Origin of the sequence: Bradyrhizobium sp. CCBAU 11386 (genome assembly GCF_028128955.1) — a bacterium.
Lineage (GTDB): Bacteria > Pseudomonadota > Alphaproteobacteria > Rhizobiales > Xanthobacteraceae > Bradyrhizobium.
In genome coordinates this window covers 57,020-75,610 of record NZ_LBKA01000022.1, presented here as the reverse complement: position 1 = coordinate 75,610, position 18,591 = coordinate 57,020, and the positions used below count along the sequence as shown (strand labels likewise).

General features: G+C 65.2%; 16 protein-coding genes. 10 read left to right on the top strand and 6 right to left on the bottom strand.

The features are described 5' to 3' along the window. Positions 1-74 precede the first annotated feature (74 nt). From XI09_RS06035 to XI09_RS06010, 6 genes are read left to right on the top strand one after another with little or no spacing between them, the layout of a single operon-like run. On the top strand, positions 75-329 hold the full coding sequence (locus XI09_RS06035; RefSeq protein WP_271566055.1) for a DUF2933 domain-containing protein: 255 nt from the start codon (positions 75-77) through the stop codon (positions 327-329). Beyond that, entirely contained in the window at positions 329-1,006 is a 678-nt protein-coding gene (locus tag XI09_RS06030) for a methyltransferase family protein (protein ID WP_271566054.1), read from the top strand. Before XI09_RS06035 ends, XI09_RS06030 begins: the two co-directional genes overlap by 1 nt. 15 nt (positions 1,007-1,021) lie before the next feature. Further along, positions 1,022-1,495: a hypothetical protein gene (locus tag XI09_RS06025; RefSeq protein WP_271566053.1), complete on the top strand. Its 474-nt coding sequence runs from the start codon at positions 1,022-1,024 to the stop codon at positions 1,493-1,495. A gap of 58 nt (positions 1,496-1,553) precedes the next feature. Beyond that, positions 1,554-2,261, top strand: coding sequence for an ABC transporter ATP-binding protein (locus tag XI09_RS06020; RefSeq protein WP_271566052.1), 708 nt, complete (start codon positions 1,554-1,556; stop codon positions 2,259-2,261). Between the two features lie 4 nt (positions 2,262-2,265). Further along, entirely contained in the window at positions 2,266-4,629 is a 2,364-nt protein-coding gene (locus XI09_RS06015; protein WP_271566051.1) for an ABC transporter permease, read from the top strand. Positions 4,630-4,631: 2 nt separating this feature from the next. Beyond that, positions 4,632-5,870 carry an efflux RND transporter periplasmic adaptor subunit gene (locus XI09_RS06010; RefSeq protein WP_271566050.1) on the top strand — a complete coding sequence of 413 codons (1,239 nt, stop codon included), beginning with the start codon at positions 4,632-4,634 and terminating at the stop codon, positions 5,868-5,870. Positions 5,871-5,933: 63 nt separating this feature from the next. Here the strand turns inward: XI09_RS06010 and XI09_RS06005 are convergent, their stop codons facing one another. Further along, positions 5,934-7,130 (bottom strand): M24 family metallopeptidase, encoded by a 1,197-nt coding sequence (locus XI09_RS06005; protein WP_271566049.1) that lies wholly within the window; start codon positions 7,128-7,130, stop codon positions 5,934-5,936. A 478-nt stretch (positions 7,131-7,608) separates the two neighbouring features. Between XI09_RS06005 and XI09_RS06000 the strand changes: the two genes are divergently transcribed. The 4 genes from XI09_RS06000 (at position 7,609) to XI09_RS05985 (ending at position 13,860) form a co-directional block, all read left to right on the top strand. Further along, positions 7,609-8,628, top strand: a complete 1,020-nt coding sequence (locus XI09_RS06000; protein WP_271566048.1) for a TRAP transporter substrate-binding protein — start codon at positions 7,609-7,611, stop codon at positions 8,626-8,628. 15 nt (positions 8,629-8,643) lie between these two features. After that, on the top strand, positions 8,644-10,533 hold the full coding sequence (locus XI09_RS05995) for a TRAP transporter large permease (protein WP_271566047.1): 1,890 nt from the start codon (positions 8,644-8,646) through the stop codon (positions 10,531-10,533). 21 nt (positions 10,534-10,554) lie between these two features. Further along, complete coding sequence (locus tag XI09_RS05990; RefSeq protein WP_271566046.1) at positions 10,555-12,204, top strand: acyl-CoA synthetase; 1,650 nt, start codon at positions 10,555-10,557, stop codon at positions 12,202-12,204. A gap of 246 nt (positions 12,205-12,450) precedes the next feature. Continuing rightward, complete coding sequence (locus tag XI09_RS05985) at positions 12,451-13,860, top strand: autotransporter outer membrane beta-barrel domain-containing protein (RefSeq protein ID WP_271566045.1); 1,410 nt, start codon at positions 12,451-12,453, stop codon at positions 13,858-13,860. Between the two features lie 67 nt (positions 13,861-13,927). On the opposite strand, the gene XI09_RS05980 is transcribed toward XI09_RS05985, so the two are convergent. The 5 genes from XI09_RS05980 to XI09_RS05960 form a co-directional block, all read right to left on the bottom strand. Next, a complete protein-coding gene (locus XI09_RS05980) occupies positions 13,928-14,905 on the bottom strand; it encodes a TRAP transporter substrate-binding protein (RefSeq protein WP_271566044.1) in 978 nt (325 codons plus the stop codon). A 28-nt stretch (positions 14,906-14,933) separates the two neighbouring features. Next, entirely contained in the window at positions 14,934-16,247 is a 1,314-nt protein-coding gene (locus tag XI09_RS05975) for a TRAP transporter large permease (RefSeq protein WP_271566043.1), read from the bottom strand. A 2-nt stretch (positions 16,248-16,249) separates the two neighbouring features. Beyond that, on the bottom strand, positions 16,250-16,837 hold the full coding sequence (locus XI09_RS05970; RefSeq protein ID WP_271566042.1) for a TRAP transporter small permease: 588 nt from the start codon (positions 16,835-16,837) through the stop codon (positions 16,250-16,252). Positions 16,838-17,002: 165 nt separating this feature from the next. Then, positions 17,003-17,800 carry an MBL fold metallo-hydrolase gene (locus XI09_RS05965; RefSeq protein ID WP_271566041.1) on the bottom strand — a complete coding sequence of 266 codons (798 nt, stop codon included), beginning with the start codon at positions 17,798-17,800 and terminating at the stop codon, positions 17,003-17,005. Between the two features lie 13 nt (positions 17,801-17,813). After that, positions 17,814-18,590 carry a TatD family hydrolase gene (locus XI09_RS05960; RefSeq protein WP_271566040.1) on the bottom strand — a complete coding sequence of 259 codons (777 nt, stop codon included), beginning with the start codon at positions 18,588-18,590 and terminating at the stop codon, positions 17,814-17,816. Position 18,591: the final 1 nt, after the last annotated feature.

Here is an 18,591-nt window from a genome sequence, read left to right as displayed (position 1 = left end):
CTGGCGCCGTTGATCTGCGTCAACAATGATGGCAGCCGCGCCTCTAAGCTGCCGACAGCTACAGGAGCGTGCTGATGTCGGTGGAGGATCATTCCGGGTATATGGAGCGCCCTCAAAAGGCCATGTCCACCAAAGCCAAGGCCGGTTTGGTCCTTGTAGGATTCCTGATTATCGCCGGCGCGCTCTTGTTCACCGAGCATAGGGCGCACGTGCTCGGATTGTTGATCTGGCTTCCGCTTCTCGCCTGTCCCCTGATGCACTTCTGCATGCATGGCGGACACGGCCACAATCACGGCGGTGGCCGACCGAACGATCCAAGGAGCGTGTGATGCACGACACCGGGCCCGCCTACGGTCTCTGGAGCCTCGTCATCGTCAATTCGGCGGTCTTCATCCTGTTCGCCTACAGCTTCTTCAAGCCGCAGACCGCCCGCGACTGGCGCTCGTTCGGCGCCTTCAGCGCGTTTCTGGTGGCGCTGTTCGTGGAGATGTACGGCTTTCCGCTCACCATCTACTTCCTTTCGGGCTGGCTGCAGTCGCACTACCCGAACGTCGACTGGTTCTCCCATGACGCCGGCCACCTGCTCGAGATGATGTTTGGCTGGAAGACCAATCCGCACGCCGGACCGTTCCACATCCTGAGCTTCATCTTCATCGGCGCGGGTTTCGTCCTGATCTCTGCCGCATGGAGGGTGCTGTACGACGCGCAGCAGACCCGGAGCCTCGCGACCACCGGGCCCTACGGCTACGTCCGGCACCCGCAGTACGTCGGTTTCGTCCTGGTGATGTTCGGCTTCCTGCTGCAGTGGCCGACGATCCTCACCCTGGCGATGTTTCCGGTGCTGACGATCATGTACTTGAAGCTCGCGCGCGACGAGGAGCGGGACGCCAGGTCGGAATTCGGCGATGCCTATGCAAAGTACGCCGCGGAAGTTCCGGGCTTCATACCGCGCCTGAGCGGAATTCTCGGCCGGGGCTCGACCGGCGGCACCTATCGTCACGGCTGATCCGGGGCGCTGACGATGCGCGACATACCGTATCGCTGGCGCCTATCCTCGATGCTGCTGGCGGCCTCCGGCATCCTGCTGATCGGGGTCGGCATCTACTTCCTTGTCCTTCGGACGCCGTTGTTGCCGGAGGATATCCGGTACATGAGCCTTACCCCGGCGGAGATGCAGTCGATCGGGCCTCGGCTGACATCGTGGCTCACCCAGGTGTTTCGCGTCATGGGCGGTTACGTGGCGGCTACCGGAGTGCTCGCGCTCACCCTGGCCTCGACGTCCTTCCGCGACCGTCACGTTGTGGCGGTGGCCGGTGCCGGGGTGGCCGGCGCGCTCTCGATCGGGTTAATGGCCGCCGTCAACTTCATGATCCATTCCGATTTCAAATGGGTCCTGCTCGGCATGGCGCTCGTCTGGGCGGCGAGCATCGCAATGTTCGTCCGTGAATCCACGACTTCTCCGCGGGCGGCGGTCGAGCCAGGCGCGAGACCCTGACCTACGTCAATACCGGAACGGCGGATCCGGCCGACAATCACGTCCCGAAAGGGCAGCCATGCGCGAAGCCGTGTTCACAGCGGAGGGACTGACGAAGACCTACGTCTCGGGCGAGGTGATGGTGCATGCCCTCAACGAGGTCGACCTCGAAATCGCCGAGAAGGAAGTGGTCGTGCTGCTCGGCCCCTCCGGCAGCGGCAAGACCACGCTGCTCAACATCATGGGCGGTCTCGACCGGCCGACCAGCGGCAGGCTGTTCTTCCGCGATATCGACCTGACCGATCTCGAAGACCGCGAGCTCACAAAGTATCGCCGCGACCACGTCGGTTTCGTCTTCCAGTTCTACAATCTCGTTCCGAGCCTCACCGCCTATGAAAACGTGGCGTTGGTCACCGAGGTGGCCAGGAATCCGATGCGGCCGGCCGACGCCCTCGCTCTGGTCGGGCTCGCGGAGCGGATGCATCACTTTCCCGCGCAGCTATCCGGCGGCGAACAGCAGCGCGTGGCCATCGCCCGTGCGATCGCCAAACGCCCGGCGGTGCTGCTCTGCGACGAGCCGACCGGGGCGCTGGATTCGAAGACCGGCATTCGAGTGATCGAAGCGCTGCTCGGGGTCAACCGGCAGCTAGGTACCACGACGGTCATCATCACGCACAACGCCAGCATCCAGCAGGTCGCCGACCGCGTGCTGTTCTTCGCCGACGGCCGGATCTCCCGCATCCAGAAGAACGAGACCCGGCGGGAAGCCGCCGAACTCACCTGGTGACGATATGACGGCGCTCGACATCAAGCTGTTTCGGGACGTCAGACGGCTCTGGGCGCAGGTGCTCGCCGTCGCGCTGGTCGTCGGCGGGGGCGTCGCGACCCTGGTGCTCGCGGTCGGATCGCATCGCTCGCTCGAAGAGACGCGGGTCGCGTATTACGAACGTTACGGCTTCGGCGACGTGTTCGCCCAGGCAAAGCGGGCGCCCAAAGCGCTCGCCGACAGGATAGGCGAGATCCCCGGCGTTGCCGCCGTCGACGTGCGCATCGCCAAGCTGGCGCTGCTGGACATCCCCGGCTTCTCCGAGCCCGCCAGCGGGCAGTTCGTTTCGTTGGCCGACAACGGCGAGGCGCATCTCAATCGGCTCTACATGCGCTCCGGGCGGCTTCCGGAATCAGGAAAGACCGAGGAGGTCGTCGTCAACGAGCCGTTCGCGCGTGCTCACGGCTTCTCGGAGGGGGCGCGGTTCTCGGCAATCCTGAACGGTAAGAAGCGCGAACTCGTCATCGTCGGCACGGCCCTGTCCCCCGAGTTCGTCTATACGGTCGGCCCGGGAGACCTGATGCCGGACGACCGCCGCTTCGCGATCGTCTGGATGTCGGAAAAGGCACTCGCCGGCGTCTACGATCTCGACGGCGCCTTCTCGGCGGTGTCGGTCAAGCTGCAGCCCGGCGCCTCCGAGCGCGCGGTGATCTCACAGCTCGACGTCTTGCTCGATCCCTACGGCGGGCAGGCGGCCCACGGCCGGAAGGACCAGACCTCGCACGCGTGGCTCGATCATGAACTCGACATGCTCAACAACATGAGCCGAACGCTGCCGCCGATCTTCCTTCTGGTCTCCGCCTTCCTGGTCAATCTTACCTTGAGCCGACTGGTCGCGCTCGAGCGCGAGCAGATCGGTCTTCTTAAGGCGATAGGCTACGCCGACAGCAGCATCGTTCTGCACTATTTCAAGTTCGTCGCCCTCATTGTCGCGACGGGGATCGTTTTGGGCAGCGTCACCGGGACTTGGCTCGGATTGCGGATCACCGCGCTGTTCGGGGACTTCTTTCACTTCCCATTCCTGGTTTTCGCGAAGGCGCCTGACCTGTACCTCATCGCCGGCGCGCTCAGCGCGGCCGCTGCCGCTATCGGTGCGCTGCGGGCGCTGCGGGAAGTGGTGAAGCTTCCGCCGGCCGTCGCCATGCAACCGCCGGCCCCTCCGGTCTATAGGCGGCTGCTCCCGGCAAGCATCCAATTGGACCAGGTCGTGTCGCAGCCGACGCTGATGATGGTCCGCAACATCGCGAGGCACCCGGTCCGGGCGGCTTTCACGGCGCTTGGGATGGCGCTGGCCACCGCGATCCTGGTCGTCTCGCTGTTCACCCGGGACACGATGGAGCAGCTCATCGACGTGACCTACTTCCTCGCCGATCGGCAGGACGCGACCATCGGTTTCGCGGAGAAGCGGATCGAGAACGTCGTGGAGCAGGTGAACCGGCTGCCGGGCGTTTTCGCCGCCGAGCCGTTCCGAGAGGTGCCCGTCCGCATCCGCCACGGCAACGTCGAACGCCGGATCACGATCAACGGCCGGCCAGCCGACGCTGATCTGAGGCGCATCATCGACTCCGACCTTCGACCGGTCGTGGTTCCGGAGACCGGCCTCGCGATTTCCGGCATGCTCGGTCACATCCTCGGGGCAGGGGCCGGCGACACCGTCGAGCTCGATTTGCTGGAGGGTGCCCGTCGCACGGTGACGATGCCGATCGTGGCGACCGTCGAGGACTTTTTCGGCATCAGGGGAATGATGGACATCGAGGCGCTCCGTAAGCTGATGCGCGAAGCGCCTGTGGTGAGCAGCGTCAACCTCAGCCTCGACGAGAATCGCAAGGAGGATTTCTACGCCGCGGTGAAGTCCATGCCGACGGTCGGCGGCGTGGCGCTGCAGCGTGTCTCTCTGGCGAACTTCCGCAAGACCGTCGCACTGCTCGTCACCACGATGGCCAGCATCTACACGGGCCTTGCTGCCGTGATCGCGTTCGGAGTGGTCTACAACAACGCCCGGATCTCCTTGTCCGAACGGGCGCGTGAATTGGCGAGTCTGCGCGTGCTGGGCTTCACGCGCGGTGAGGTTCTGCGCATCCTGCTGCTAGAGCTCGCCATCCTGACGCTGATCGCGCAGCCGCCCGGGTGGGCTATGGGTTACGGGCTCGCCTGGGTCATGAAGACGAACCTGGCCGGCGAGTTGATGCGCGTCCGCCTCGTCGTCGAGCATTCGACCTACGTCCTCGCCACCTCCGTGGTGGTGCTGGCCGCCCTCGCTTCCGCGGTCGTCATCCGTGAGCGCATCGATAAACTGGACCTCGTCGCGGTCCTCAAGACGCGAGACTAGCCATGTCGGCAAACTGGACCAAACGTATCATCGGAGCTGCGGCCCTGGCCGGGATCGCGGGCGGACTGGCGTGGTTTGCCTGGCCCCGCCCGGTTCTGGTCGATCTTGCGACCGTCGCGAAAGGCCCCATCGAAGTAACGGCGGACGACGACGGCAAGACGCGCGTCCGCCACGTCTACACCGTCTCGGCGCCCATCGCAGGCAAGGTCCTGAGGATTTCGCATCCGCTCGGCGAGCAGGGGCCTTCGCTTCATGTCGGCGACGAAGTCGTCGCCAACCAGACGGTCATCGCCCTGATGCAGCCGACGCTGCCGGGATTCATCGACGTGCGCTCGCGCGACCAGCTTCAGGCCGAGGTCTTGGCTGCGGATGCCGCCATCCAGCAGCAGGAGGCCGAGGTGCAGCGGATCGAAGCTGCCTTGGGCTTTGCCAAGACCGAATTCCAGCGGGCCCAGACACTCGCGCGGACGCAGACCATCTCCGCGCAGGCCTTCGACAAGGCCAAGTTCGACGTGGCCACCAACGAGGCCGCCCTGGCGAGCGCGAAGGCCCAGGTCGACATGCGTCGCGCGGTGCGGACCAGCCTGGCGGCCCGGCTGATGGACCCGGCCAATGCTGCCCCGTCGGCGGAGCCGACCTGCTGTGTGCGGGTGCTCGCGCCTGCAAGCGGAAGAGTGCTGAAGATCATCCAGGACAGCGAGGCAACGGTCCTGCCTGGGACACCGCTGGTCGACATCGGCAACCCTCTCGATCTGGAGGTCGTAGCTGACCTGCTCTCGACCGATGCCGTCCAGATCAAGGTGGGTGCGCCCGTCCGGATCGACGGCTGGGGCGGGCAGCCCGTCAGGGGCAAGGTTGTCCGGGTGGACCCGGCCGGCTTCCTGAAGGTCTCGGCGCTCGGCATCGAGGAGCAGCGGGTCCGGGTGACCATCGATTTCAGCGACCCGCCCGAGACGTGGGCTTCGCTTGGACACGACTATCGCGTCGTCGTCCACGTTACCACCTGGAGCACTCCGGACGCCCTGACCGTGCCGGTGAGCGCTCTGTTCCGGAAAGGTGACCAGTGGGCTGGTTTTGCCGACGAGAACGGCCGCGCTCGGAGCACTTCGGTACAGATAGGCCACCGGAACAGCCGGCTGGCTGAGGTGCTCTCCGGACTGGCGGCAGGCGATCGGGTAGTCCTGCATCCCAGCGACCGAATTGCCGAGGGGACCAGGATCGCGCAGCGGGAAGCGCGGTGACCGTTACACGCAAGTCCCGCTCGTGGCAGCCGATCCGCACCGCAAGGACAATGCGAGACAGCGTCAGCGCGCACTCCCGCCGAGATTCCACCCGCGGCCGCCCTCGCCAAAGATCTCGTATCCCGTCGCCGTCACCGCGACCGTGTCCTCGAGCTTGATGAAGCCGCGCTTGGGATGCTTCATCGTGGTCTCGATCGACACCACCATGCCGGGCTCGAGCGGGTGGCGAGCGTCGATATCGTCGTAGGGAACCGGACCCTTGGCGGTCAGGCGAGGGGCCTCGTGGCTGACGAGGCCCATGCCGTGGGCCAGGAAATCCGTGCAGTCGCGCTGGGTGATCTGGGCGAGCTGCCGTTCGGCCGCGACATAGATGTCGCCGCCCATGGCGCCCGGACGGACTGCGGCGAAGGCGGCGCGCTGCACCGCCTCGATCTCGGCCAGACAGTCCTTCAACTCTGCATCCGGATCGCCCAGCACGGCCATGCGGGCGAGGTCGCCGATATAGCCGTGATAATTGCCGCCGGAGTCGAGCGACAGCACCTCGCCTTGCTCCCAGCGCTGCGCCGACGGCGCGCGGTTGTGGCTGTTGCCGCAGGCCAGCAGGCAGTATTCGAAGGTGAGCCCGCGGTTGACCTCGGCGACGCGCAAGCTGTCCGACAATTGCTGCTTGGTCGTGCCGGGACCGTGCCCGGCGATCACCTCCAGCATCGAGGCGATCACCAGTTCAGACGCCGTCTTCAGCTTGGCCAGCTCGTCGGCGGACTTGACCGCGCGCAGACGCTCCAGCACCAGCAGCGCGTCCTTGAGGTCGGCCGCGGGCAGGGCGTCGGCCAGCGCCTGGCCCGCATCCATCGGCAGGAACGCCATCTCGACCCCGACCCGCTTCATCGGCACGCCGGCGTCGTTCAAGGCCGCGACGGCCCGCGTGATCGCGTCGACCGAGCCGCTCGACTCGGTCCGGACCTGCGGCACCCAGGGCGGCGCCACGGCGCGCTGATGGGTCTCCAGGCGGTGGCCGACATAGACGGACTTTTCCGGCGCGCCCTTGGGATAGACCAGGACGGGCAGATAGCGGCTGACACCCATGGCATCCATGTAGTCGAAGAAGATCGCGCGCTCGGCCCCGAGCAGGTACTGCACATTATGCTTGGAGGTCGCGACCAGGACGTCGAGGCCGGCTGCTTCCATCAGGCGGTCGAGCTTGGCGGCATCGAATGGAATGGCGCGCGAGCTGGCTCCGCGGGCGACGTTCGACTGCATGACGAACCTCCCAATAGGCGACGGTTTGGACCGCCGGAGTTCTTGCCGGCGACCATCCGAGCGACCGTCGGATCGTCGCAGCGCGCCGGGATTGTCCGCCGGGAGCGGGGTTCTGGGTAGCTGCGGATTTGGCTGGCCTGACCTGCACGACCATATCCATGATTCGCATAAGGTATATTATGGAATATATTTATATACAAATAGATCAGTTATTTAGGCAGAATTCCTGCCACCGCACCTTCGCTCCAGCGCCATTTTCGGTCCGGCCCTCGAACGTCATGCCAGCTCTTGACGGCTACTGTGCATGGGGTTGTTTTTCGCGTTTTTGAATCCGGCTCCATGTACCGAAAGCCGATTGCCGTGACGTGGTCCGGCTGCAATAAGCGAGGCTTCGCGAGATCGCAGATGACCTTCCGACGTGACCTCCGTATAGGTCTGCATCTCAGAACAACAACAAACCTTCCGAGGAAGCAGACCCATGAGCTTTTCCCGACGCACGCTTCTCAAGGCCTCCGCCGCGACCGCGGTCCTGGGCGGCCTCGGTGCGCCCCATGTAGCCCGCGCCCAGAGCGCCGAGTTCAGCTACAAATACGCCAATAACCTGCCGGACACCCATCCGCTGAACGTGCGCGCCAAGGAGATGGCGGCGGCGATCAAGAGCGAGACGAACGGCAAGTTCGATCTCCAGATATTCCCGAACAACCAGCTTGGCTCCGACACCGACATGCTGAGCCAGATCCGCTCCGGCGGCGTCGAGTTCTTCACGCTGTCGGGCCTGATCCTGTCGACCCTGGTACCGGCGGCCTCCATCAACGGCATCGGCTTCGCGTTCCCGGACTACGACACGGTCTGGAAGGCCATGGACGGCGATCTCGGCGGCTTCGTCCGCGGCGAGATCAAGAAGGCCGGCCTGGAGGTCATGGACAAGATCTGGGACAACGGCTTCCGCCAGACCACGTCGTCGTCCAAGCCGATCACCGGTCCCGACGACCTCAAGGGCTTCAAGATCCGCGTGCCGGTGTCGCCGCTGTGGACCTCGATGTTCAAGGCGTTCGATGCAGCGCCCGCCTCGATCAATTTCAGCGAGGTCTATTCCGCGCTCCAGACCAAGATCGTCGAGGGCCAGGAAAACCCGCTGGCGATCATCTCGACCGCAAAGCTCTACGAGGTGCAGAAATACTGCTCGCTGACCAACCACATGTGGGACGGCTTCTGGTTCCTGGCCAATCGCCGCGCCTGGAGCGCGCTGCCGGAGGATGTGCGCACCATCGTCGCCAAGAACATCAATGCCGCCGCGGTCAAGGAGCGCGAGGATACCGCCAAGCTCAATGCCAACCTCCAGCAGGAGCTCGCGGCCAAGGGCCTGACCTTCAACCAGCCCACGGTCGGCCCGTTCCGCGACAAGCTGCGGACCGCCGGCTTCTATGCCGAGTGGAAAGGCAAATATGGCGATCAGGCCTGGGACCTCCTGGAGAAGGCCGTCGGCAAGCTCTCGTAACGCGTTGGGGCCGTCATGGCTCATATCGAGGTTGAGGTGACCGAAGTGGCGGGCGAGGTGGCTGTTCAGTCCCCTCGCCGATCCTCACTGCTGGCATCGCTCGAGCGCGTCCTCGGCCTCGCCGTCGAAATCCCGGCCGCGACGCTGGTGGTCGCCGAGATCGTGATCCTGTTTGCCGGCGTGGTCGCGCGCTACGGCCTGCATCGGCCGCTGATCTGGTCGGACGAGCTCGCCTCGATCCTGTTCCTGTGGCTGGCCATGCTGGGCGCGGCGGTCGCATTCCGCCGCTCCGAGCACATGCGCATGACCGCAATCGTCGCGAGTGCCAAGCCTGCGATGCGGGCCTATCTCGATCTGGTCGCGACCGCTGCGGCGCTGGCGTTTCTGGCGCTGATCGTCTGGCCGTCCTGCGACTACGCCTATGAGGAAAGCTTCATCACCACGCCGGCGCTCCAGATCTCGAACATCTGGCGTGCCGCGGCGCTGCCGGCGGGCATCTGCCTGATGGCGGCGTTCGCGCTGCTGCGGCTGCTGCGCGCCGCCGACTACCGCATGGTGCTGACGGCCGTGATCTCCGTTGCCGTCGTCGTCGGTCTGTTCTGGCTGGCGCAGCCTTATCTGCGGCCGCTCGGCAATCTCAACCTGGTGATCTTCTTCGTCGGCGTCGCCGGCTTCTGCGTCTTTGCCGGCGTTCCCATTGCGTTCGGCTTTGGCCTCGCGATCTTCGGCTATCTGGCGCTGACCACGCGCACGCCGGTCATGGTGCTGATCGGGCGGATGGACGAGGGCATGAGCCATCTCATCCTGCTCTCGGTGCCGCTATTCGTGTTTTTGGGCCTGCTGATCGAGATGACCGGCATGGCGCGGGCCATGGTGGCGTTCCTGGCGAGCCTGCTGGGGCATGTCCGCGGCGGCCTGCATTACGTGCTGGTCGGCGCCATGTACCTGGTCTCCGGCATATCCGGCGCCAAGGCCGCGGACATGGCCGCGGTTGCGCCCGTGCTGTTCCCGGAGATGAAACAGCGTGGCGCCCGCCCCGGCGACCTCGTCGCGCTTCTTGCGGCCACGGGGGCCCAGACCGAGACCATCCCGCCGAGCCTCGTGCTGATCACGATCGGCTCGGTCACCGGCGTCTCGATCGCGGCGCTGTTCACTGGCGGCCTGCTGCCCGGCGTCGTGCTCGCGATCACGCTCTGCATGCTGGTGTGGTGGCGCTACCGCCACGAGGACATGAGCCATGTCCGGCGTGCCACGGGCAGCGAGATCGGCAAGACCTTCGTCGTCGCCCTGCCCGCGCTCGCGCTGCCCTTCGTGATCCGCTACGCCGTGGTCGAGGGCATCGCCACGGCCACCGAGGTCTCCACCATCGGCATCGTCTACGGCGCGCTGGTCGGCCTCCTGGTCTACCGCCGCTTCGACTGGCGGCGGCTGTTTCCGATGCTGGTCGAGACCGCGGCGCTGTCCGGCGCCATCCTCCTGATCATCGGCACCGCCACCGGTATGGCCTGGGGCCTGACCCAATCCGGCTTCTCGCGCTCGCTGGCGGCGGCCATGACGGGATTGCCGGGCGGCTCGGCGACCTTCATCGCCGTGTCCATCCTGGCCTTCACCATCCTCGGCAGCGTGCTGGAGGGCATCCCGGCGATCGTGCTGTTCGGGCCGCTGCTGTTTCCGATCGCCCGCGCCGTCGGTGTGCATGAGGTGCACTATGCGATGGTGATCATTCTGGCCATGGGTATCGGGCTATTCGCCCCGCCCTTCGGCGTCGGCTATTATGCCGCCTGCGCCATCGGACGCGTCGACCCGGCCGAAGGCATCAGGCCGATCTGGGGCTATCTGCTGGCGCTGCTGGTGGGATTGATCATCGTCGCGATCTTCCCCTGGATCTCGATCGGATTTCTTTGAAGCGCTTTGAGGAGGGTGTCGATGAGCAAGCGGCAGAACCCGTACAATATCGGCCTCGACAAGACGCCCGCCAATTACGTGCCGCTGAGTCCGCTGAGCTTCCTCGCGCGCAGCGCCGCGGTCTATCCCGATCACGTCAGCACGGTCTATGAAGGCCGCAGCTTCACCTGGGCGCAGACCTACGAACGCTGCCGGCGCTTTGCGTCTTACCTCGCAGGCAAGGGCATCGGCGTTGGCGACACCGTCGCGGCAATGCTGCCGAACATCCCGGCGATGAACGAGGTGCACTTCGCGGTGCCGATGACCGGCGCCGTGCTCAACGCGCTCAACATCCGCCTCGATGCACCTTCGATCGCGTTCCAGCTCGATCATGGCGGGGCCAAGATCATCCTGGTCGATCCCGAGTTTTCGGGCGTCATTACCGATGCGCTGGCGCAGATGAGCGGACCGAAGCCGTTCGTGATCGACGTCGACGATGCCGCCTTCAAGGGCGGCAAGCGCATCGGCGAGATGGAATATGAGGCCGCCGTCGCGCAGGGCGATCCCGGCTTCGCCGCGATCCCGCCCAAGGACGAATGGGACGCGATCGCGCTGAGCTACACCTCGGGCACGACCGGCAATCCCAAGGGCGTCGTCACCCATCATCGCGGCGCTTATCTCAACGCCGTCAGCAACATCCTTGCCGGCAATCTCGGCCAGCATCCGGTCTATCTCTGGACGTTGCCGATGTTCCATTGCAACGGCTGGTGCTTCCCCTGGACCATCGCGGCCTCAGCCGGCATCAATGTCTGCCTGCGCAAGGTCGAGCCGACCAAGATCTTCGAGCTGATCAAGCAGCACGGCGTCACCCACATGTGCGGCGCGCCGATCGTCTACAACACGCTGATCAATGCGCCCGACGCGCCAAAGGGCAATGTCGCCCGCCGCGTCGTCGGCCTGATCGCAGGCGCGGCGCCACCGGTTGCGGTGCTCGAAGGCGCGGAAAACATCGGCATCAAGCTGACGCATGTCTACGGCCTGACCGAAGTCTATGGCCCCGCTTCCGTCTGCGCCGAGCAACCCGGCTGGGACGAGCTTCCGCCGGCCGAACGCGCACGCATGAAGCGGCGGCAGGGTGTGCCCTACCCGCTCGAGGAAGGCGTCACCGTGATCAATCCGCAGACCATGCAGGAGGTGCCGCGCGACGGCGAGACCATCGGCGAGGTCATGTTCCGCGGCAACATCGTGATGAAGGGCTATCTCAAGAACGACAAGGCCACGAAGGAAGCCTTCGAGGGCGGCTGGTTTCACACCGGCGATCTCGGCGTGCTCGACGAGCACGGCTATGTCATCATCAAGGACCGCGCCAAGGACATCATCATCTCCGGCGGCGAGAACATTTCGTCGGTCGAAGTCGAGGACATCCTCTACAAGCACCCGGCCGTGCTGTTCGCCGCCGTCGTCGCCAAGCCCGATCCGAAATGGGGCGAGGTGCCCTGTGCCTTCGTCGAGCTGAAGGACGGCGCCAGTGCAACCGAAGCCGAGATCATCGCCTTCTGCCGCAGTCACATGTCGGGCTTCAAGACGCCGAAGGCGGTCGTGTTCGGGCCGATCCCGAAGACGTCCACGGGCAAGATCCAGAAATTCCTGCTGCGCAACGAGGTCGGCTCGGCAAAGGCAATCTCGGCCTGAGCCGCGCCGATATCCCGCAATCACGTAAAGACGCGGATTGACGTTGTGTCTCTGCGGTCATCGCGATTCGCGCTGAAACCGATCATGCATGTTCGACGACATCGGGACATGACAGGAAAAGATTGGAAAACATTAGAGACACATTTACGATTCCGCCTCGTCGGATTCGCTGCTTCCACCTGATTCGCCGCGCGGGCTGCGCGGCCGGCGTCCGGCGCGGTTGGGGCGCTTCATGCGGTTTGTGTCTTGAGCGCAGACGTACGTGCGCGTCTGGCGCTGCTGCTATTGACGGCCGGATTGCTGCTGCCGCGCGCGGCCGACGCGCAGGTTATGCGCGAGTTCGGCGCGTTCGGGGGCGCCGAGAATCTTGGCCCTCCAGGTCCGAACGCGCCGGGCAACGGTTTTAATAATTTTGGCGGCGGCAACAATTTTGGCGCCATGGGCGGCCCTATGTTCGGCGGCCCGCAGCCATCCGGCCTTGGCGGAGCACCGCCTGGCAATGGCGGCGCCGGCGGCATGCAGCCGAACTATGGCTGGAACGCAGAGCCGCCGGGATTTGCGGCACGGTTCGGCATGCGGCAGGCCTTCGGCGGCGGTTCTGACGCCGCTTCGCAGGGCGGGACGGCGCAGGCCACGTTCCTGGCGATGACACAGTTCACGCAGACCCTGCTCGATCCCGCCATCGACGGCCGCGGCATCGGCTCGGCCGAGCTCGACGCAGAGCTCGCCGCCTACGCCGATATCGGCAACGACCCGACGCATGGCGGCATCGGCCGCGAGGCCTATGGAGCGATCTACGGCCGGCCCTCGCTCGCGAGTCCGCACTGGAACGTCTGGGCGGCCGGCTTCGGCGGCTCGCAGATGTCGACCGGCGGCACCGGCTCGGCCAGCCGCAGCTTTGGTACCGTGGCCGGAGCCGATTATTCGCTCTCGCCGCAGACCCGGATGGGCTTTGCGCTGGCCGGCGGCGGCACCGGCTTCGCCAACAATTTTTCGAGCGGCCGCTCCGATCTGTTCCAGGCCGGCGCCTTCGTCAGGCACACGGTCGAATCAGCCTATGTTTCGACCGGTCTGGCTTACGGTTGGCAGGCGATCAGCAACGATCACCCGGTGACGCCGGCCGGCTCCGGCCAGTTCGCCGCGGCGATCAACGCCAACGCCTATTCTGGCCGCCTCGAAGGCGGCTATCGTTTTGCCACGCCGTGGGTTGGCATCACGCCCTATGCGGCGGCGCAGGTCACCACCTTCCGCCTGCCCTCCTCCTCCAATGCGCCGCAGCCACCTGGGCCACCTGGCGCCGCCAATGCGTTTTCGGCCGCGCCCGGCAGCGACAGCTTCACCGACAGCCGCACCGAGCTCGGCCTGCGCACGAGCACATCGCTTGCCTTGCCGGGAAGCGTGGTGAACCTGCGCGGACGGCTCGCCTGGGCGCATGACTTCAGCGCCGGCCAATCGATCCCGGCGGCGTTCCAATCCCTGCCCGGCCAAGGATTTATCGCAGGCGGCACGGCGTTGGCGCCGAACGCCATGCTGACAGGCGTCGCAATCGAGGTGCGCGCCGTGAACGGCTGGTCCGCCGCGGCGAACTTCGACAGCGAAATGTCGAGCCTGATGCGCTCCTATACCGGCAAGGCCGTGCTGCGCTACGCCTGGTGACCAGGCGCATCGATCGGTGACGGCGCAAGGGGCCCGTCACCGGCTCGCGCTGCGATTCTCCTCGCTCTCACATCTTCCTGTAGGCGTCGACCAGGGCCTGGCCGTCGGCGCCGGCCTTCTTGAGCCAGTCGGCCGTGAGTTGCTCGCCGATCTTCTGGAAACCGGCCTTGAGCGCCGGGCTGGGCGGCGCGACAGTCATGCCCTTGGCCTTGAGCTGATCGATGTACCAATTGGCCTTCTCTTCCCAGGCCTTCCAGCCGCGCGTCTCCGCGGTGGCGGCGGCCTTGAGGATCGCCTCCTGGGTCGGCTTGTCGAGCGCCTCGAACGCGGCCTTGTTGACAAAGGTGTAGTCCTTCGGGATCCAGGCCTGCACGTCATAGAAATATTTCAGCGACTCCCAGGCCTTCGCATCGTAGCCCGTGCCGCCCGACGACATGAACGAGTTCACGACGCCGGTCGCCAGCGCCTGCGGCAGCTCGGCCGCCTGGATGGTGACCGACTGCGCACCGACCAGTTCGCCGATGCGCGCGGTCCCGACATTGTAGGCGCGCCATTTCAGGCCCTTCATATCCTCGATCGTGGCCAGCGGCTTGTTGACGTAGACGCCTTGCGGCGCCCACGGCACCGCGAACAGGAGCTTGAGACCCTGCGCATCGAGCTTCTTTGTGATCAGCGGCTTGGAGGCCTGATAGAGCTTCATCGCGTCCGGGAAGCTCGTCGCAAGGAACGGCACGACGTCGACACCGAACACCGGGTCCTCGTTCTCGTGGATCGACAGCAGTACCTCGCCGATTTGCGCCTGTCCGGTCATGACTGCGCGCTTGATGTCGGGCGCCTTGAACAGCGAGGCCCCCGGATGGACCGTGATCTGAAGCTTGCCGGACGTGGCTGCGTCGACGTCCTTGGCGAAAGCGACCAGATTCTCCGAGTGCGGATTGTCGGCGGGATATGCCGCCGGCAGATTCCATTTGGTCTGGGCCAAGGCCGGCGTTGCGACCAGCATGGCGCCGGCGATCAGGCCTGCGCGGACGAAACGAGACTTCATCGGACTTCTCCTCACGGTCGAATTGAGATCAATCGGGGAAAGCGAGCTTAGGCAACAGCAATACGATCTGCGGATACTCCGTGATGATGAACACGGCGCCCAGCAGGAGGATAAAGAACGGGAATGCCGCCCGCGCGACGGTGAACGTATCGCGGCCGCTCATGTTCTGGAGCACGAACAGATTGAAGCCGACCGGCGGCGTGATCTGCGCCATCTCGACATGGATGATGAGATAGACGCCGAACCAGACCAGATCGAGACCGGCCTGCTTGACCATCGGCAGCACGATCACGGCGGTCAGCACGATCATCGAGATGCCGTCGATCAGGCAGCCGAGGATGATGTACATGATGCTCAGATAGAGCGCGAGCATGCCCGGTGTGAGCTGCTGCCCCTGAACCCAGGTGGCGAGCGCCGCCGGAATGCCGGTATAGGCCATCGCCGCCGTGGTATAGGCCGCGCCGGCCAGGATCAGCATGATCATGCAGGTCAGACGCGTCGCGCTCATGATGCTCTCGAGGAAGTTCTTGCGCGTGAGTGTGCCGCTCCACCACGCCAGCAGCAGCGCGCCGGCGACGCCCCATGCCGCGCATTCGGTCGCGGTCGCAAAGCCGAGCACGAGCGAGAGGAAGACCGCCAGGATCAGCAACAGGCAGGGCGCAAGCCTCGCCGACTCGCGCAGCTTCTGCCGGAACGGCATTGGCGGATCGCGCGGCGGAATCTTGTCCGGGTTCAAGAGCGACCAGATGATGATGTAGCCGGAATAGAGCGCCATCACGAGCGCGCCCGGCAGGAAGCCGCCGAGGAATACCTGGAGCACGGAGACGTTCGCCGTGACCGCGTAGACCACCATCGGGATGGAGGGCGGGATCAGGAGGCCGAGCGTGCCGGAGCCCGCGAGCGAGCCGAGGCTCAGGCCCTTGTCGTAGCCGCGCTTGTCGAGCTCGGGCAGCGCGATCTTGCCGATGGTCGCGCAGGTCGCCGCCGAAGAGCCCGACACCGCCGCGAAGATGCCGCAGCCGATCACGTTCACATGCGTCAGCCGTCCCGGCAGCCACTGGACCCAGGGCGACAGGCCGCGGAACATCTCCTCGGACAATTTGGTGCGGAAGAGGATCTCGCCCATCCAGATGAACAGCGGCAGCGCGGCCAGCGTCCAGGACGAGCTTGCGCTCCAGGTGGTGGTCGCAAGCACCGAGCCAAGCGGCAGGCTCGTGGTCAGCGCCATCGCCACGAAGCCGACGAGCCCGAGCGAGACCGCGATCCAGACCCCGCTTGCGAGCAGCAGGATCATGACGCCGAGCAGGATGAACGAGAGCTCGATCATGCCGAGATTGGCCATGGTCAACCTCCGCCGCCCTGCGAGATGCGTTCGATGAATTCGTCCGGCGTCTCGTCGGGCGAACCTTTCTCGTAGCTCGGCCGATTGCCTGCGATGACATTGACCATCTCGTCGATCAGCGCGATCGACAGGATCACGAGGCCGCCGGCAAAGCCGAGCTGGGGAATCCAGAGTGGAAGTGCGACGACGCCTTGCGCCACGTCGTTGAAGCGCCAGGAGTCGTACGTCATCTGCAACGCATGTCGGGTGAAATACAGAATGAAGGCGGTCGCAATCCCAAGCGCCACGATCTCCGCGACCTGCTTGGTCCGCCCGTGCAGGCGCTCCAGCAGCAGGCCCACGCGGATCATCTCGCCGCGTTTGAAGGTGTGGGCGAGGCCAAGAAACGCCATCGCCGCCATGCACCAGGATGCGAAATCGTCTCCGGCCGGGATGTTGAGCGCAAACTGCCGCCCGACCGACATCACCATCATGATGGCGAAGATCGCAACCAGGAAGGCGCCGGCGGCAAAGCCCGCGCCAAGATAAAGCAGATCCAGAGCGCGTCGGAGCAGTCCGACAGCCGTTACGTCGTCGCCGTGTCCTGCCACGCGGCCCCCATCCTCACACTGCGGCGCAATCAAGCCCGGCGATATGCTGGCCTTGCCTGATTATCGCCTCCCGCCAACGTCTGTCTTTGAGACGTTAGACCAACACGATGCGGCTCGCGAAAGCAAGGAGCATGCCGTCTCGCGGCAGATTTCCACTGGATACGCTCAGTGCGTCTCCAGCCGCAGGCCGTCGTAAGCCGGCACCACGCCCGATGGCAGCGACTGCCGGATGGCTTCGTAATCGACATCGGCCGTCATGTTGGTGATGACCGCGCGCTTCGGCCTGAAACGTTCGATCCAGGACAGCGCGTCGTTGATGCTGAAATGGCTGACATGGCTGGTGTAGCGCAGCCCGTCGACGATCCAGAGATCGAGATTTTCCAGCGCTCCCCAACTCTCGCGCGGGATGTCGTTGAGGTCGGGCGTGTAGGCGGCGTCCCCGATGCGATAGCCGAGCGCGGGAATGGCGCCGTGCTGCACCAGGAAGGCCGTCATCGTCACGGCACCACCCTTCCCCAGGATGGTCCGGCTTTCGCCGGCCTCGATCGAATGCCGGGTCAAGATCGGTGGATAGTCGCTGCCCTCCGGCGAGATGAAGCAATAGGAGAACCGCGCCATGATGTCCTTGGCGGTCGACAGGTTGAAGTAGGTCGGGATACGCCGCCGCATGTGCATGACGACCGAGCGCAGATCGTCCATGCCGTGGGTCTGGTCGGCGTGCTCGTGGGTCAGGAACACCGCGTCGATGTGGTCCACATTGGTCGAGAGCAGTTGCTCGCGCAGGTCTGGCGAGGTGTCGATCACGATCCGTGTGGTGCCGTGCTCGGACGTCCGTTCGACCAGCAGCGAGCAGCGCCGGCGGCGGTTCTTCGGATTGCTCGGATCGCAGGAGCCCCAGCCGAGCGCCGGGCGCGGCACGCCGGCGGAGGAGCCGCAGCCCAGGATCGTCAGCGTCAGCGTCATGCGGCTCCCGGATTCAAGCTGGCACCTTGGAGAACAGGCGGAAGAAGTTTTCGGTGGTCTGGCGCGAGATCTCATCAAACGACACGCCGCGCGCCTCAGCCAGCACTTTTGCGACCTCGACCACATAGGCCGGCTCGTTGCGCTTGCCGCGGAACTTGCCGGGCGCAAGATAGGGCGAGTCTGTTTCAACCAGAATACGGTCAGCCGGCAACTCGGTCGCGAGCGCGCGCAGGGCCTCCGACTTCTTGAAGGTCAGGATGCCCGTGAAGCCGATGTACAGGCCGAGCGATACCGCCTTCAGCGCCAGCTCGCGCCCGCCGGTGTAGCAATGCAGCACGGCGCGAAACGATCCGCGTGCCGCCTCCTCTTGCAGGATGCGGCCGCAATCCTCGTCCGCCTCGCGGGTGTGGATCACCAGCGGCAGGCCGGTCGCGCGTGCAGCCGCGATGTGGGCGCGAAAGCCCCTCGCCTGCGCTTCCGGCGAGCCGTTGTCGTAGAAATAGTCGAGCCCGGCCTCGCCGAGCGCCACGACCTTGGGATGCTGCGTCAATGCGATCAGCTCGTCCGGCGCGATGCCGTCCTCCTCATCCGCGTTGTGCGGATGGGTGCCGACCGAGCAGTAGACGTCGTCGTAGCGCTCGGCGATGGCCAGAAGCTGATTGAGCTTACGCACCCGTGTCGAGATCGTGACCATGCGCCCGATTCCGGCGGCACGCGCACGCGACACGATCCCGTCGAGATCTTCCGCAAAGTCGGGAAAATCCAGATGACAATGACTGTCCACCAGCATC